This window comes from Leifsonia sp. Root4 (genome assembly GCF_001425085.1).
In the GTDB taxonomy this organism is placed as follows: Bacteria; Actinomycetota; Actinomycetes; order Actinomycetales; family Microbacteriaceae; genus Microterricola.
In genome coordinates, this window is sequence record NZ_LMDN01000003.1 from 575,384 (window position 1) to 590,382 (window position 14,999).

Below are 14,999 nucleotides of genomic sequence, written 5' to 3' on the forward strand. Positions count from 1 at the left end.
GGCTGGATCGACCAGCCGCTCGGTGTGGCAGGCTGGCAGCATGGTTTCACCGCAGGCGCTCAGCGAATCCGATCGTCGCCGGGTCGCGGCGTGGGCGGCCGACTGCGCGGAGCGGGTTCTGCCACTCTTCGAGGCGGAAGCGCCCTCCGACGGTCGTCCACGTGACGCCATTGCGAGAGCTCGGGCGTTTGCTCGCGGAGAGCTTCCGGCCGCCGGTGAGATCCGCCGACGATTCGTCGCCGGCCGGGCCGCGCATGCGGTGGATTCTCCCGCGGCCGTGGCCGCCGCGCGGGCTGCAGCACAAGCCTCAGGCGTCGCTCACATGGGCGCGCACGCTCTCGGCGCGGCCGCCTATGCGGCGAAGGCGGCCGGACTGGCCGCTCCAAATAGGCCAGAGGCCGTCGACGAGGAGATCGCCTGGCAGCTCGAGCAGCTCACCGCGCAGACGACGTCCGCGCTGCGACAGCTGCCCCTGCTCGGCGAGAACTCTGCCGGGCCGCTCGGCCCAGGGCTTCTCGCGTCTGGTGCCCTCGGATCGAGCATTCGGGAACTTCAATCGGCGATAGCCGCCTCAGCGCCGTGATGCGCCGGTGGACGGCCGGGGAGCGTTCAGGATCAGCGACTTGACATAATGTGCATTATCAGCGCAATGCCGGTGGGGGCAGAATGGGCAGGTTTCGGCCACAGAAACGCACCGCGTGAGTCCTTGCGTTGAGAAGTTCTCTACGCAGCGAGAACCGCAGTGGCAGCGCTGTGAGTTCGCCTGCGCGAGGCAACAGCGCCGCGATCGCGGACTCCTTCCGCGGCACTGCTTCGGCCGAATTACTTGACATAACGCAACGCGTTGCGCTCGTCGCTCTCCCTGCTAGCCGGCGGCGCGCTTGACGAGATCGGCGATGAACGCCTCGTTCTTCTCGTCCAGCTGCGTCAGGGCGTATGCCGTCGGCCACATCGTGCCGTCGTCGAGCAGGGCGTCTTCGTTGAAACCCAGCGTCGCATAGCGCGTCTTGAACTTCTCGGCGCTCTGGAAGAAGCAGACGATCTTGCCGTCTCGCGCGTAGGACGGCATGCCGTACCAGAGCTTGGGAGCGAGCGTCGGTGCGTTCTCCACGATGATCGTGTGCACTCGCGCGGCCAGCGCTCGATCCGCCGGAGGCATCTCCGCGATCATGTCGACGACGGCCTTCGCCGCCTCCTCGCGGTTCGCAGAGGCCTTCAGCTCCTTCGCGCGCTCCCTCATCGCCGCGCGCTCCTCGGCGGAGAAACCGGATTTCGTCGTTGATCGGGTCTTGGGGGTCTCGCTCATCACACGCTCCTCATCGTTGTTGCGCTCTCGTGGGTGCCGTCATGACCGACACTACCGACGTGGGATGGCGGTGTCTTCTCCATATCTGCTCGTCGTCGACCGCGTCTCAATCGGACTCGCGGCGTGACATATCCCCCGGCGCCGCCCCGGAGCGCTACTCTGGGGCCGTCAACAGTCCTGTACGAACCGAGAGGCGCATCACAATGTCTACCCCTGAACAGAGCGCATATTTTGCCGCTTTCTCCCTCGATGGAAAAGATCTCACGAAGTCGGCCGTCAACGGCGTCCGCATCGCGCTGGGCGTCTCCGGCGCCGCCGCGCTCATCATCGGCCTGATCATCACGTTCTCGCCGCAGACGGCCGCAGCGGGTATCGCCCTGCTGCTCGGCATCTACCTGCTCATCGCCGGTCTCGCCTACCTCGGCATCGGCATCTTCTCCAAGGGCATCAGCGGCGGCGCGCGGACACTCGACATCATCCTCGGCCTGCTCTTCGTCGTCGGCGGCGTGCTCGCCTTCGCGAACCTCAGCAGCACCGCCGCGTTCCTGGCGGTCTTCCTCGGCGTGCTCGTCGGAATCGCGTGGATCATCGAGGGCATCGTCTCGCTCGTGCAGATCGGCGACTCGCGCTCGAAGGGCTGGACCATCTTCTTCGGCCTGCTGAGCCTCATCGCCGGTATCGTGCTGCTCTTCTCCCCGATCTGGGGCGCCGTGATTCTCTTCCTCCTGACCGGCATCAGCCTGATCATCCTGGGCATCATCCAGATCGTGCGTGCCTTCACCTTCGGCAAGGGCCTCGTCACGGCGTAGTCGTCGGCAACCGCCTCAACAACACAGAAAGGGCCCGCCGAATCGGCGGGCCCTTTCTCGTCTGTTCGAAGCGTCAGCTGAAGTCGGAGATGTCGCCGACGTAGCGGGTGTTGTTGGCCGGCACAGGTTCAACGGCCGCGAGAGCGACCTCCGCGGCGAACTCCCCCACGTTGTAGAGCTTGCCTGCGGAGTCCTTCCGGGCCGAGATGGCGCCCGGGTTGGCCCGCTCGAGCAGCGTGGCGGTGATGGTGCCCTCGATCATGTCGCCGGAGACGACGACGAACTCGACACCCGCAGCGGCGAGCTCCGGCAGCTTGGCGCGCAGTGCGTCCTCGCCTGCGCGCTTGCTGCGGGCGACCGGCTCGTACTCGGGCATCGTCGGCGTGTTGTTGATGAAGTGCGCCTGGTGGCTCGTGACGAACACGACGCGGGCGCCGGGGTTCAGCGCCGGAAGGGCCGTCTCGAGCAGGTTCAGCTGCGAGTCGCGGTTGAGCACCATCGCGTAGTCCTCGGCCATGCCGGACTCCATGCCACCGGAGGCATTCATGACGAGGATGTCGATTCCGCCGTACTCGGCCTTCACGGTGTCGATCATCTCGGCAACGGATGCCGGGTCGGTGAGGTCCGCACCGACGGTGATCGCCGTGGCACCATCGGCCCGCAGCGCGTCGGCGAGCTTGATGGCGCGCGCCTCCTTGTTGCGGAAGTTGATGACGACCTTGGCGCCGGCCTCGGCGAAGTAGCGCACGGTGTCGGCGCCGATGCCACGTGAGGAGCCGGTGACAAGCGCAGTCTTGCCGGCCAAGAGCTGCGGGGTGAGTGGATTGGTCACAGAGGTCTCCTGAGGGTCGTGTTGCTGAAGAACGGTGCGCGAGAGCGCCGCATCGAGACTACCAATCCCCCGGCACTGATTCGTCGGCCCGGATTCACAATTGCGGCGCGACTCTCAGCGAGACTCAGGCGCTTTTCGCCCCTGAACTGGTAGTTTCGAATCAGGCATCGTGAGAGCGGTCGAGAGGAACGGTCATGGATGACTTCGTCGCTTCGTATGGCTGGATTGTCTGGCTGGTGCTCATCCTCCTGTTCCTCACGGTCGAGGTCGTCACCCTTGAGCTGACCTTCCTGATGATCGCGTTCGGCAGCGTCGGCGGCCTGATCGCCGGCCTCTTCGGCGCTCCATGGTGGCTGCAACTCGTGATCGCCGCCCTGCTGGCCGTCGCGCTTCTGGTGTTGATCCGCCCACCACTGCTCCGCCTGCTGAAACGCGGCGGAGATCCCGCCCGCAGCAACGTCGATGCTCTGCTCGGCACGGACGGCACGGTCGTGGCATCCGTCGGCGGTGAATTCGGCACGGGCCAGGTCAAGCTCTCCAACGGTGAGACGTGGACGGCTCGCCTCTCCCCCCTCACCGAACAGCGCGTTGTCGCCGCGGGTGAACGCGTGCTCGTGACCAGCATCGACGGCGCAACCGCCGTCATCGTCCCGGCCGAAAGGATGCAGCCATGAACGTGCCAGCAGAGACGATCACCCAGATCATTGTCGGGACGGTCATCGTCGTCATCGTCGTCTTCGTCCTCGTCGTCCTATTCCGCTCGATCCGAATCATCTCCCAGGCGAATGCCGGCGTCGTCGAGCGCCTCGGGCGCTACCACAAGACACTGCAGCCCGGCCTGAACCTGCTCGTGCCCTTCGTCGACCGGGTGCACCGCATGGTCGACATGCGAGAGCAGGTGGTGTCATTCCCGCCGCAGCCCGTCATCACCGAAGACAACCTCGTCGTCTCGATCGACACCGTCGTCTACTTCCAGGTGACGGATGCCAGGGCGGCCACCTACGAGATCGCCAACTATCTCGGCGCGGTCGAACAACTGGCCACCACGACACTCCGCAACGTGGTCGGCGGGCTCAACCTCGAGGAGGCGCTGACCAGCCGCGACAACATCAACGGTCAGCTGCGGATCGTGCTCGACGAGGCGACAGGCAAATGGGGAATCCGCGTCAACCGCGTCGAGCTGAAGGCCATCGATCCGCCGCACTCCATCCAAGACTCGATGGAGAAACAGATGCGAGCGGAGCGAGACCGTCGCGCGCTGATCCTGACGGCGGAGGGCACCAAGCAGTCGGCCATCCTCACCGCAGAGGGCGCACGGCAGGCCGCGATCCTCAGTGCAGAGGGCGATGCCAAGGCAGCGGTGCTGCGTGCCCAGGGCGAGGCGGAGGCGATCATGACCGTCTTCCGTGCCATCCACGAGGGAGACGCAGACCCGAAGCTGCTCGCCTACCAGTACCTGCAGACGCTGCCGAAGCTCGCCGACAGCCCATCCAATAAGCTGTGGATCATCCCCAGCGAACTCACCGAGGCGCTCAAAGGGCTCAGCAGGGCGTTCATCGCCCCGAGCGGTGACGGCGCGACAGCGGCAACGACACCGCTCTCCCCTCCCCCTGCCACTCCCCGACCCCCAGCACAGTCAGGCCCAGCACTCTGAATCTCGACGCCCCGAAGCCCTACCTGCACGGCGCCGGACCCCGCGTGTTCGCGCACAGAGGTTTGGCCGTCGCCGCACCCGAGAACTCGCTGCTCGCCTTTGCCAACGCACTCGCGGCCGGAGCCAGCCATGTCGAAACCGACGTCCAGTCCAGCAGGGACGGTGTCGCCGTGATCTGCCACGACGCCGATCTCAGCCGCGTCGCCGCGCGTGCGGAGCGGGTGGGTGAACTGAGCTTCGCCGAACTCGCAGAGATCGATCTCGGCGATGGCCAACGACTCGTCTCGCTCGCCGATGTGCTGGCCGCCTTTCCCGACGCCCGCTTCAACATCGACGTCAAGGATGCCGCAGCGGTCGGCCCGACCGCGGCTGCCGTGCGCGCGGCCGGCGCAACCCACCGCGTGCTCATCACCTCCTTCTCCGAGCGACGCCGACGCGCAACGACGCGGTTGCTGCCCGGCGTCGCGAGCTCGGCCTCTGCGCCCCGCTTCACGCTGGCGCTGCTCGCCGCCAAGCTCGGCCTCTCCCCCGTCGTGCGCTGGGCGCTTCGCGGGGTCACCGCCGTGCAGGTGCCGCAGAGCGCAGGGCCGATCCGCGTCACGACGCCCCGCGTCATCCGCGCCATGCATCGCGCCGGTGTCGAGGTGCACGTCTGGACGGTGAACGAGGAGAAAGACATGTCCAGGCTGCTCGACCTCGGTGTCGACGGACTCGTCACCGACCGCGCCGACCTGGCCGTGCCCCTCATCGCCGCGCGCGGCTGAGCGCCGCCGCACTCGAAGCTGAGAGTTTCCTGACAAGCGGCATCCCGCTCCCCCTCGCCACGCCGTCCGACAAGCGAACGCACAGCTTGGAGCGCTATAACTGAGGATGCATCGCGAGAGGAGACCACACAATGGCAGATCGTAGTTTGCGTGGAATGAGACTGGGCGCACAAAGCCTGCAGAGCGAAGAGGGTGTCAGCTTTTCACCACGCGTCAACCACAGCTACCGCTGCGGCACGTGCGGTCGTGACACCGTCATGACGTTCTCTGCTGAAGCCGAGGCCCCCGAGGCCTGGGAATGCAAGCACTGTGGCCACGAGGCCAGCCTGATCGTCGACTCCAAGCCGGTCGTCATCGACCACTCGGAAGACAAGGTCGCGCGCACCCACTGGGACATGCTGCTCGAGCGCCGCACTCGCGAGGAGCTCGAAGAGCTGCTTGAGGAGCGCCTCGTTGCACTCCGGGCCCGCCGTGGCACCAGCAAGGTCGGCGTCTAACGCGCCGTCACTGCACTAATCGGATCGCCGGGCTTGGGGGCCCGGCGATAGCCGTTTCTGCACCCCCCACACGGTGACCCGCCAGAGCGCCTCCGCCACGATGCCGAGGTGCATCTTGGAGACACCCTCCGCCCGCTCCTCGAAGGTGATCGGGTGCTCGCGGATCGTGAGCCCGGCCCGCTCGGCGTGCCAGGCCATCTCGATCTGGAAGCAATAGCCCTGGCTCGAGGTCGGTTCCTCCAGCAACAGGCGCAGCGTCTGTGCGCGGAAGACCCGGAAGCCGGCTGTGATGTCGCGCAGCTGCGAGCCGAGCATGAAGCGGGAGTACTGATTGCCCGCGCGGGAGATTGCCTGCCTGGTCTTCGACCAGTTGCTGACGCCGCCGCCCGGCACCCAGCGGGAGCCGATCACGAGATCCGCACCGGACGCCGCGATCTCCAGCATGCGCGGGAGCTCAGCCGGATCGTGTGATCCGTCCGCGTCGATCTCCACGACGTAGTCGTAGCCGTTGTCGAGGGCGTAGCGGAAACCGGAGAGGTAGGCGCGGCCGAGGCCGCTCTTGTCCGGGCGCACCAGCACGGCCAGCCGCTCGTCGTCCCTGGCGAGCAGGGACACGATCTGCGCCGTGCCGTCCGGGCTGTTGTCGTCGACGACGAGGATGTTTGCCGCCGGCAGGGCTGCGCGGATCCGCGCGAGGATGGAGCGGATGCTGGCGCTCTCCTGGAAGGTCGGCACGACGACGAGGGTGCCACGCCCGACCGGCTCAACCATGCGAGGCCTTCACGCTCGAGCCGCGCGAGCTGCGGGAGCGCGCGGCGGCGAGCACCGCGAGAACGAAGCCGGCGAGCCCGAGACCGGAGACCAGCCATTCGATGCCACGCCCCGCGGCGATCGCGGGCGTCACCGTCGTGCTGAGCGGCACCTCCTCGACCATCGATCCCGCCGTGAAGTCGGGAATCGAGGCGATCGTGCTGCCGTCGGGAGCGATGATCGCGCTCGAGCTCACGGTGGAGATGTTCACGACCGTGCGCCCGGCCTCGATCGCACGCATCCGGGCGATCGCGAGCTGTTGGATGCTCTCGTCGGTGTAGCGCTCGGCGCTGCCGAAGTCGGCGTTGTTGGTCTGCGCGAGGATGAGCTCCGAGCCTCCGGAGATCATCTCCTTGACGAGTTGATCGTCTGCGATGTCGAAGCAGATGGCGATGCCGGCGAGGATGCCGTTGATGTCGAAGATGTTCGACTGCGTGCCGATCTCGTAGTCGCGGCTGATCAGGTCGATCAGCTCCGGGGCGAACGGACGCCAGAACTCGCGGTCGGGCATGTACTCGGCGAACGGGACGGGGTGCACCTTGTCGTAGACCTGCACAGCACCCTCCCCCGCCTTCCACAGCAGGGAGCTGTTGTAGTACTTGTCGTCGCGCAGGGTGATGGTGCCGACGACGAGCGGGGCCTGCATCCGCTCGCTGATGCTGTCGAGTGTCCTCGCCGCCAGATCGCTCCGCAGCGGGTCGATGTCGGAGCCGTTCTCGGGCCACACGACCATGTCGACGTCCTCGCCGACCAGGGGCAGCGTCTCGCTGACGTGGTTGGCGAGGATCTCGCCAGGCACGTACTCCGCGAACAAGCCGGCGTTCGCGTTGCCCTGCACGGCGGCCAGGCGAGTCGTGCCCGACTGCAGCACCGGCCAGGCCGGGATCGCGATCAGCAGCGCGACCGCGGCGACGGCGATGCCGCCGCGCCAGCTGAAGGACAGGGTGCGTTCACGGAGCAACTGCACGCCGAGCGCGGCCAGCCATGCGATCAGGAAGCTGAGCCCGGAGGCGCCGACCAGGCTGAGCAGCCCGGCGAACGGGCCCTCGGTCTGGGAGAGAGCGAGCCTGCCCCAGGCGAAACCGCCGTACGGCCAGACCGCGGCGATGGCCTCCCTGGCCGTCCACAGGCCGGCGACGACCAGTGGGACCATGCCGAGACGGCCGAGCCTGGACGGCCACACGCGGGGCCCCCAGCGCAGCACGACCGCGATCATGGCGACGCCGATCGAGAAGAAGATCGCCTGCAGCACGGCGAGTGCGACCCAGGGCAGCGGCCCCAGGTACAGCGTCAGCCAGTGAATGTGGGTCAGCCAGAACGCCAGCCCGGCGATGAGCCCGAGCAGCCACCCCGCCCAGGGTCCGCGGCCGAGCAGGGTCGTGAAGAGCAGCGCGACCGCGAGGGGCGCGAGCGGCCAGACCCCGGTGTCCGGGAAGGCGCCGTCGAGCAGCGCGCCGGATGCCGCGGCCAACGGCATCGCGAGCCAGATCGGATACAGAGGCACGGCGCGCACATCGATACCCTTCGTTACCACCTGCACAGCCTATGCGACCGAGGAGTAGGCAACGATGCCGCGCCGGATGGAGTCCATCGCGTGGCGTGCAGTGGCCGCAACCGGGTTGTCGGCGACGACGGAGAGCTGGTCGAGGAGGTCGATCGTCTGCTTCGTCCACCGCACGAAGTCACCAGCCGCCATGTCGGCGTCGCTGAGCACCTCGCCGAGCGGCGCGCCCTTCGCCCACTTCCACATCGCCAGGGCGAGTCCGGTCGCCGGCGGCTCGCTGCCGGGAAGCTTGTGCTCGCGCTCGAGGTCGTCCAGATCGCTCCACAACGTTCCCGTGGCGTCGAATGCCTCGAGGAATGCACCGCGCGGCAGGTAGCGCTCGGAGAGCGTTCCCTCGTCCCGGCGCGGCTCGTAGACGAGCGTCGTCGCCATCGCGGCGAGGCTGGGGGCGTCGAGCTTGTCCCAGAGCCCGCGGCGCAGCGACTCGGCGACGAGCAGGTCGCGTTCGCCGTAGATGCGACGCAGCACGCGACCGCTCTCGCTCGCGCTCAGCTTGCCGCTGGCATCCCGCACGAGGTAACCGAAGCCGAGCAGCAGATCGGTGACCCGATCGAAGACGCGGGCGACGGCGCCGGTCCGCGAGCGGATCTGCGACTTCAGCGCCTCGTTCTGCTTCGAGAGCTTGAACCAGCGCTCGGCCCAGCGGGCGTGCACCTCGCGGTCGGGGCAGCTGTGGCATCCGTGCGCCCGCATCTTCTTGCGCAGCGCGTTGAGCTCATTCTGCAGCTTGTCGCGGGCGGCCCTCGACTGCTGGTCGGCGCGCGAGGCCTGCTTCTCGAGATCACTGAGGGTGCGGCGGATGCCGGCGTACTCCACGAAGTCGCCCAGGTGGCAGGTCATTGACTGGGCGTAGCCGTCGAGCGATTCCTGCTGCTGCCTGGCGGTGCGGGCGAGGTCGACGACGGCACGGTCGGCCTGGAACTGGGCGAAGGACGATTCGAGGATGTCGCGGGCGCGCGAACGCCCGAATTGCTCGATCAGGTTGACGGCCATGTTGTACGTCGGCCGGAAGCTCGAGTTCATCGGGTAGCTGCGCCGCGAGGCGAGCGAGGCGACGGCCTGCGGGTCGAGTCCGTCCTGCCAGTGGATGACGGAGTGCCCCTCGACATCGATGCCGCGGCGGCCGGCACGCCCGGTGAGCTGGGTGTACTCCCCCGGCGTGATCGGGACCCTGGCCTCGCCGTTGAACTTCTCGAGCTTCTCCAGCACCACGGTGCGGGCGGGCATGTTGATGCCAAGCGCGAGGGTCTCCGTGGCGAAGACGGCCTTGACGAGCTTGCGCTGGAACAGCTCCTCGACGACCTCCTTGAATGCGGGCAGCATTCCGGCGTGGTGGGCGGCGACGCCGCGCTCGAGACCCTCCAGCCACTCCCAATAGCCGAGCACCGCGAGGTCCTCGTCGAGCAGGGTGCGGCAGCGATCCTCGACGATCGCGCGAATTTCGTCGCGCTCGTGCGCCTCGGTCAACCGCACTCCGGCGCGCAGCACCTGGCGCACGGCCTGGTCGCAGCCGACGCGGCTGAAGATGAAGAAGATCGCCGGAAGCAGGTTCTTGCCGTCGAGCATCGCGACGACGGCCGAGCGGTCGAGCTTGTGCGCCGATGCCGGCGGCTGGTTGAAACCGCCGCGGTCGTGGCCGCGCCGGCCTCGGGTCGAGCGGGAGTTGATGGAGCGGGATCCGCCCTTGGCCAGCTGCACCAGTTCGGGGTTGACCCGGTTCGTCGCGGCGACGCCGGAGGAGTCGAAGAGATCGACCATGCGGCCCCTGGCGAGCACGTGTTGCTCCAGCGGAACGGGGCGTTCCTCCGAGACGATGACGTCGGTGTCGCCGCGCACGGCCTGCAGCCAGTCGCCGAACTCCTCTGCATTGGACACGGTCGCACTGAGAGCGACGAGCTTCACCTCGCTCGGCAGGTGAATGATCACCTCTTCCCAGACGGCGCCGCGGAAGCGGTCGGCGAGGTAGTGCACCTCGTCCATCACGACGAACGCGAGGTCGGACAGCAGGTCGGAGTCGGCGTAGAGCATGTTGCGCAGCACCTCGGTGGTCATCACCACGATGCGTGCACCGGAGTTGATGTTGGTGTCACCGGTGAGCAGTCCGACATTCTCGGGGCCGTAGTCTGCGACGAACTCCTGGAACTTCTGGTTGCTCAGCGCCTTCATCGGCGCGGTGTAGAAGACCTTCGCCGATGGCTCCTGCATCGCCTGGTACACCGCGAACTCGGCCACGATCGTCTTGCCAGCACCGGTCGGTGCAGCGACGAGGACGCTGCGCCCGGCCTCCAGCGACGAGCACGCCGCCTTCTGGAAGGGGTCGAGGTCGAAGCGCTGCAGTTCGCGGAACGCCTGTACGAGGGGCGTCCGCTGATTCAGACGAGAGGCCGCGTAACGCTCGGCCGGGGAGAGTGTGCTCACGCCCCTAGCCTAGATCGGCGTACTCGGCCTCCAGCGCAGCCGCGCGCTTGGCCGCCCGCCGATCATGCAGATACGCGATGCCGTAGGCCAGGAAGTAGAGCAGCACCATCGGGATGGCGAGCATGAACATGGAGACGACGTCGGCGGCCGGGGTCGCGATGGCCGTGAACAAGCAGATGACCAGGATCGCGATCCGCCACGACTTGATGATGGAGGCCGCGCTCAGGATGCCGGCGAAGTTCAGCAGGACGATGAAGACCGGCAGCACGAAGGCCACACCGATGGCGAGCATCAGCTTCAACACGAAGTTGAAGTAGGCGGTCGCCTCGAAGTAGGTGACGGTGTCGGTCGGCGCGAAGCTGGCCATCAGACCGACGATGTTCGGCAGCACGATCCAGCCGGCAGCGCAGCCGACGAAGAACAGCGGGACGGCGGTGAAGAAGAAGCCGAAGGTGTAGCGCTTCTCCTTGCCGGTGAGGCCGGGCGTCAGGAAGGCGAAGATCTGGTACAGCCACATCGGGCTGGAGAGGATCAAGCCGGAGTACAGCGAGATCTGCAACCGCAGGTCGAACGCCGAGGTGATGTGCGGGTAGTTGATCTCGGCCTTGCGGTGCTGGGCCTCGGCCATCGCGGTCACGGGTTCCCGCAGCTGCTCCCAGATCCACTCGGAGAGCACCCAGCCGATGGCCGCGCCGATGACAACGCCGATGGCAGCGAGAAAGAGCCGCTTGCGCAGCTCAAGGAGATGAGCGCCAAGCGGCATCTTGCCTTCGCGGCTGCGGCGCGTGTCGCGTTCAGACACTCGTTATGGCTTGGGAGTTGTGTCGGATGCCGCGGGCTCTGCGCCCTCGGTCGACGCGTCCTTCGCTGCGGCATCCGGCTTGATCTCAGACTTGAGGATCTTCATCGACTGACCGAGGCTGCGCGCCAGGGCGGGAAGTTTGGGTGCGCCGAAGAGAAGCAAGATCACCACGAGGATGATGATTGCGTGCCATCCGGTGAGGTTGTTAAGCATGTGGTTGAGTCCAATTCTCGGCGGAGCGTACGAGTAGTTTACCCCGCGCAATGCGCTTGTCGCGGTTGCTCTGCCGCTTTTCCGCCCGAACGACGCGGTTCTGTTGCACAACGACGGCGAGCTCCGCGCTCGGCTGGAAGACGGCTGAGGGCGTGCGGCCCGGTGCCAGATCGTCCAGCTGCGCATCGAGCACGCTGAGTGCGTCGCCCAGAGCGCTGAGCTCCTCGGCGGCGGCCATCGTCTTGCGGAACAGCACGACCGCGAAATACGCGAGCATGCCGAGCAGTCCGAGGATGAGTCCGCCCCAGATCAACCACCAGCTCCACCACGGCATGCTCAGTCCTCGTCGCCGTCGTACTGCGCGGAGCCCGCGGCCGCCCACTCGGCGACCACGCGACGTGCCTCATCGGGCGCGATGACCGTGACGAGCCCCGGCAGCCCCGCGACGAGGCGCTTCAGGCCGTGGTAGTGCGAGACACGGATGGTGACGCGCACGCGGTCGCCGTCGCGCTTCGTGCGGGCGCCGGGCGTGAGGTAGTCACTCAGAACGGGCAGAGCGTCACTCGGCAGCTCGAGTTCGACACGCAGATCGTTCTCGGAGACGGCGAACAGGCTGCTCGGCAGCACGACGTCGTCCCCGTGGCGCGAGACGGGCTGTTCCGTGCCCCGCAGCTCGGTGATGCGGTCGAGCCGGAAGGTGCGGACGGCGTTGCGCAGGTGGCACCAGCCGCGCAGGTACCAGTCCTGGTCGACGGACTCGATGCGCAGCGGGTCCACCCGCCGCGATTCCCGCTCCCCGCGGGCGTTGAGGTAAGAGAATTCGACCTGGGTTCCGCGGCTGACGGAGGTCTGCAGGATGTCCAGCTGCTCGACGCCGGCGTCTGCCGCCGTCGCCGTCTCGCTCACGGCGAGCTGGCTGGGCGCTGCAGACGCTCCGCGGGTGAGCTTGGCCATCAGGGTCGCGATGGCGTCCCGCTTGCCATGTTCCGGCAGGGCCGCGAGGTACTGCAGGCCGGCGATCAGCGCCGCGGCCTCACGGGCCGAGAAGCGCGGTGCATCGTCGAGGGCGACCTGGTGCGTGAGCACGATCGTGTCGTGGTCGAGGAACTCGTCCCAGGCGATGTCGAAGAGGTCGCCGTGCTGGTACTGCTTGGTCTCCCCGGGCACGCCCGAGACGGCGATCAGCGAGACGGCGTCACGGATCCGTTCGGGCTCGACCCCGAAGTGGGCCGCGGCATCCGTCACGCTCACCCTGTCGTGATCGAGCAGGTAGGGAACGAGCGCCAGCAGAAGCGCCAGCTTGTCCTGGGCGCGGAACACGGCGCTCATGCGCTCGCCCCTGAGCTGTGCTGCGCACGCACCTGGATCAGGCGTCGCCGCACGGCCTCGCGCAACGGGGCCGGGGTGAGAACAAGGACCTCTGGGCCGAAGCCGCTGAGCTCGTCCGCGAAGATGTCGAGGTCGGTGAAGTGCACCGCGTACTCCACTGTTTCTGCCTGCCCCGTCGCGGTCGACTCGCTGCCCGGGCGTTTCGCCAGGCGGAGCTCGGCGTCGCTGCCGGGAAGCACCCGCAGCGTTGCGACGTTGCCCTGCCAGACGCGCTCGAGTTCCGCGAGCGAGTTCTCGGCCTGCCCGGGGCCCGGCACCTCGAATGGCGCGCCTGGAACGACCTCGACGGCTCCGACGATGCGTGAGAGCAGGAAGGTACGGGGCGCTCTGGCCCGCTGGTCGAAGGCGCTGAGGTGCCAGCGCCCCTCGTGAACGACGAGTGCGCGTGGTTCGACGGTGCGCAGCAACGGCTTCTTCTGGCCCGGCTTCAGATAGAGGAAGCGCACGCGCTGATGCCGGTCGAGCGCCTGGGTCAGCGGGGTGAACGCCGCCTCGCGCACACGCAGCCGCGGCGCGTAACCGATGACAGCGTCATCCGTGTCGATGCCGAGGGAACGGAGCTTGGTGATGGCGCGGCGGGAATCCTCGGAGAGCGAACCCTCGCGCCAGACGGCGGCCGCGAGCCCCAGAAGCGTGATCTCCTCCGAGGAGAAGGTGATGTCTGCCGGCAGCTCGTAGAGAGCCTTCGGGATCCGATACCGTGCGGCCTGGGTGTCACCCGGCCGATCGGGCGAGTCAATGGTCTCCAAGGGGATCCCGAGCTCGCGGATGTCGTCCTTGTCGCGCTCGAACTGGCGCTCGAGGCTCGCGTTGTTGCCGCCGAGGACATAGCGCTGCCGATAGCCCTGCACGGTGGAGAGGATCTCCGCCTTGCCGAGGCCCTGCTCGCTCGCGAGCAGGGCGAGGACCAGGCTGAACAGCCGTTCCTCGACCGAGACCGCGCTGGCGTCCATGATGCTTAGGCGATGCCGAGGATGTCGACGACGAACACGAGGGTCGCGTTCGGCGGAACCGCGCCGTTGCCCTGCTCGCCGTAGCCGAGCTCTGGCGGGATCACGGCGATGATCTGCGACCCGACCTGCTGGCCGATGAGCGCGTCGGCGAAGCCCTTGATCACGCCGTTCTGCACCGTCTCGGAGCCCTCCGCCGCTGCGAAGGATGCCGGGGCGCCGCGGGTCCAGCTGGAGTCGAAGACCTCTTTGGTGTCCCAGAGCACACCGGTGTAGTGGACGACGACCTGGTCGCCCTCTTCGATCGTCTCGCCGTCGCCCTGCTTGAGCACGGCGACCTTGAGGTCGGTCGGCGCGGCAGAGGAGGGAATCGTGATGCCGGGAACACCGTCGGCGTCGAGCACAACGGACGGCATGCCTTCCGCGGCGGCCTTCGGGGTGCCGTTGGCGCGCGGCAGGTAGCTGTGGTTCACGTCGATGACGAAGACGAGGGAATCCTCTGGCTCGACACCCAGCTGTGGGTTGCCTGCCTCGCCGAATGCATCCTCCGGCGGCACGACGAGCGTGACGCGGGAACCCTCGGTGGCGCAGAGCAGGCCCTGCTGCACGCCGGGCATCAGCTGACCGTCGACGAGTGCGAAGGAGAGCGCCTGCGAGCCGTCGTACGCCGACTGCTCGATGAGTTCGCCGCTCGTGCCGTTGTAGACACTCCAGTCGATGCTGACCTGCTGCCCCTCGACCGTGCCGGGACCCTCGCCCTCGCGCACGACGGTGCGCTCGGTGCTGGAGACCTTGAGCGGGGTCGGGAAGTCGACGGTGGGCTTTGCGCCCTCGTCGCCGCTGACCTTCACGATCGTCGACGACTCGCCAGACGGCACCGCGCTCTCGCAGCCAGGGCCCGTGCTGGGCGCGCAGGCCGTCAGGCTCACGGCGAGCAAGCCGGCGGAGATGAGCAGTGCGGGGATCTTGCGCACGAGTCCTCGTTTCGATG

General features: G+C 67.5%; 17 protein-coding genes. 6 read left to right on the forward strand and 11 right to left on the reverse strand.

Translation table 11 applies throughout. From position 1 onward, the window contains the following. Positions 1-40 precede the first annotated feature (40 nt). Entirely contained in the window at positions 41-583 is a 543-nt protein-coding gene (locus ASC66_RS12335; protein WP_055839865.1) for a putative immunity protein, read from the forward strand. A gap of 282 nt (positions 584-865) precedes the next feature. Here ASC66_RS12335 and ASC66_RS12340 read toward each other — a convergent pair whose 3' ends face one another. Next, positions 866-1,306 carry an iron chaperone gene (locus ASC66_RS12340; protein WP_055839867.1) on the reverse strand — a complete coding sequence of 147 codons (441 nt, stop codon included), beginning with the start codon at positions 1,304-1,306 and terminating at the stop codon, positions 866-868. A gap of 203 nt (positions 1,307-1,509) precedes the next feature. Here ASC66_RS12340 and ASC66_RS12345 point away from each other — a divergent pair, with 203 nt between their 5' ends. Beyond that, the gene (locus tag ASC66_RS12345) at positions 1,510-2,115 is read left to right on the forward strand and encodes an HdeD family acid-resistance protein (RefSeq protein WP_055839870.1); all 606 of its coding nucleotides are present in this window, start codon (positions 1,510-1,512) and stop codon (positions 2,113-2,115) included. Positions 2,116-2,188: 73 nt separating this feature from the next. Here the strand turns inward: ASC66_RS12345 and ASC66_RS12350 are convergent, their stop codons facing one another. Continuing rightward, a complete protein-coding gene (locus ASC66_RS12350; protein WP_055839874.1) occupies positions 2,189-2,947 on the reverse strand; it encodes an SDR family oxidoreductase in 759 nt (252 codons plus the stop codon). Positions 2,948-3,141: 194 nt separating this feature from the next. On the opposite strand from ASC66_RS12350, the gene ASC66_RS12355 reads away from it, so the two are divergent. From ASC66_RS12355 to ASC66_RS12370, 4 genes are all read left to right on the forward strand, one after another. Then, entirely contained in the window at positions 3,142-3,621 is a 480-nt protein-coding gene (locus tag ASC66_RS12355; protein WP_055839878.1) for an NfeD family protein, read from the forward strand. Beyond that, a complete protein-coding gene (locus ASC66_RS12360; RefSeq protein WP_055839880.1) occupies positions 3,618-4,601 on the forward strand; it encodes an SPFH domain-containing protein in 984 nt (327 codons plus the stop codon). Before ASC66_RS12355 ends, ASC66_RS12360 begins: the two co-directional genes overlap by 4 nt. Positions 4,602-4,645: 44 nt before the next feature. Continuing rightward, positions 4,646-5,365, forward strand: a complete 720-nt coding sequence (locus ASC66_RS12365) for a glycerophosphodiester phosphodiesterase family protein (protein WP_235496884.1) — start codon at positions 4,646-4,648, stop codon at positions 5,363-5,365. A gap of 131 nt (positions 5,366-5,496) precedes the next feature. Then, positions 5,497-5,862, forward strand: coding sequence for an RNA polymerase-binding protein RbpA (locus ASC66_RS12370; RefSeq protein WP_055839886.1), 366 nt, complete (start codon positions 5,497-5,499; stop codon positions 5,860-5,862). A gap of 15 nt (positions 5,863-5,877) precedes the next feature. Here the strand turns inward: ASC66_RS12370 and ASC66_RS12375 are convergent, their stop codons facing one another. Genes ASC66_RS12375 through ASC66_RS12415 form a run of 9 tightly spaced genes read right to left on the reverse strand, consistent with a single transcriptional unit; the run spans position 5,878 to position 14,982 of the window. Beyond that, the gene (locus ASC66_RS12375) at positions 5,878-6,633 is read right to left on the reverse strand and encodes a polyprenol monophosphomannose synthase (RefSeq protein WP_055839887.1); all 756 of its coding nucleotides are present in this window, start codon (positions 6,631-6,633) and stop codon (positions 5,878-5,880) included. Further along, a complete protein-coding gene (lnt, locus tag ASC66_RS12380; protein WP_235496885.1) occupies positions 6,626-8,206 on the reverse strand; it encodes an apolipoprotein N-acyltransferase in 1,581 nt (526 codons plus the stop codon). Before lnt ends, ASC66_RS12375 begins: the two co-directional genes overlap by 8 nt. Positions 8,207-8,215: 9 nt before the next feature. Continuing rightward, complete coding sequence (locus tag ASC66_RS12385) at positions 8,216-10,654, reverse strand: DEAD/DEAH box helicase (RefSeq protein ID WP_055839891.1); 2,439 nt, start codon at positions 10,652-10,654, stop codon at positions 8,216-8,218. Between the two features lie 4 nt (positions 10,655-10,658). After that, positions 10,659-11,456: a twin-arginine translocase subunit TatC gene (gene tatC / locus ASC66_RS12390; protein WP_353612528.1), complete on the reverse strand. Its 798-nt coding sequence runs from the start codon at positions 11,454-11,456 to the stop codon at positions 10,659-10,661. A 3-nt stretch (positions 11,457-11,459) separates the two neighbouring features. Then, positions 11,460-11,669, reverse strand: a complete 210-nt coding sequence (gene tatA, locus ASC66_RS12395; RefSeq protein ID WP_055839897.1) for a twin-arginine translocase TatA/TatE family subunit — start codon at positions 11,667-11,669, stop codon at positions 11,460-11,462. Then, entirely contained in the window at positions 11,662-12,003 is a 342-nt protein-coding gene (locus ASC66_RS12400; protein WP_055839900.1) for a hypothetical protein, read from the reverse strand. Before ASC66_RS12400 ends, tatA begins: the two co-directional genes overlap by 8 nt. Before the next feature lie 2 nt (positions 12,004-12,005). Beyond that, positions 12,006-12,998 (reverse strand): helix-turn-helix transcriptional regulator, encoded by a 993-nt coding sequence (locus tag ASC66_RS12405; RefSeq protein ID WP_055839903.1) that lies wholly within the window; start codon positions 12,996-12,998, stop codon positions 12,006-12,008. Further along, entirely contained in the window at positions 12,995-14,011 is a 1,017-nt protein-coding gene (locus tag ASC66_RS12410) for a helix-turn-helix transcriptional regulator (RefSeq protein WP_055839906.1), read from the reverse strand. Before ASC66_RS12410 ends, ASC66_RS12405 begins: the two co-directional genes overlap by 4 nt. 5 nt (positions 14,012-14,016) lie before the next feature. Continuing rightward, entirely contained in the window at positions 14,017-14,982 is a 966-nt protein-coding gene (locus tag ASC66_RS12415; protein ID WP_162243510.1) for an FKBP-type peptidyl-prolyl cis-trans isomerase, read from the reverse strand. Between the last annotated feature and the right edge of the window lie 17 nt (positions 14,983-14,999).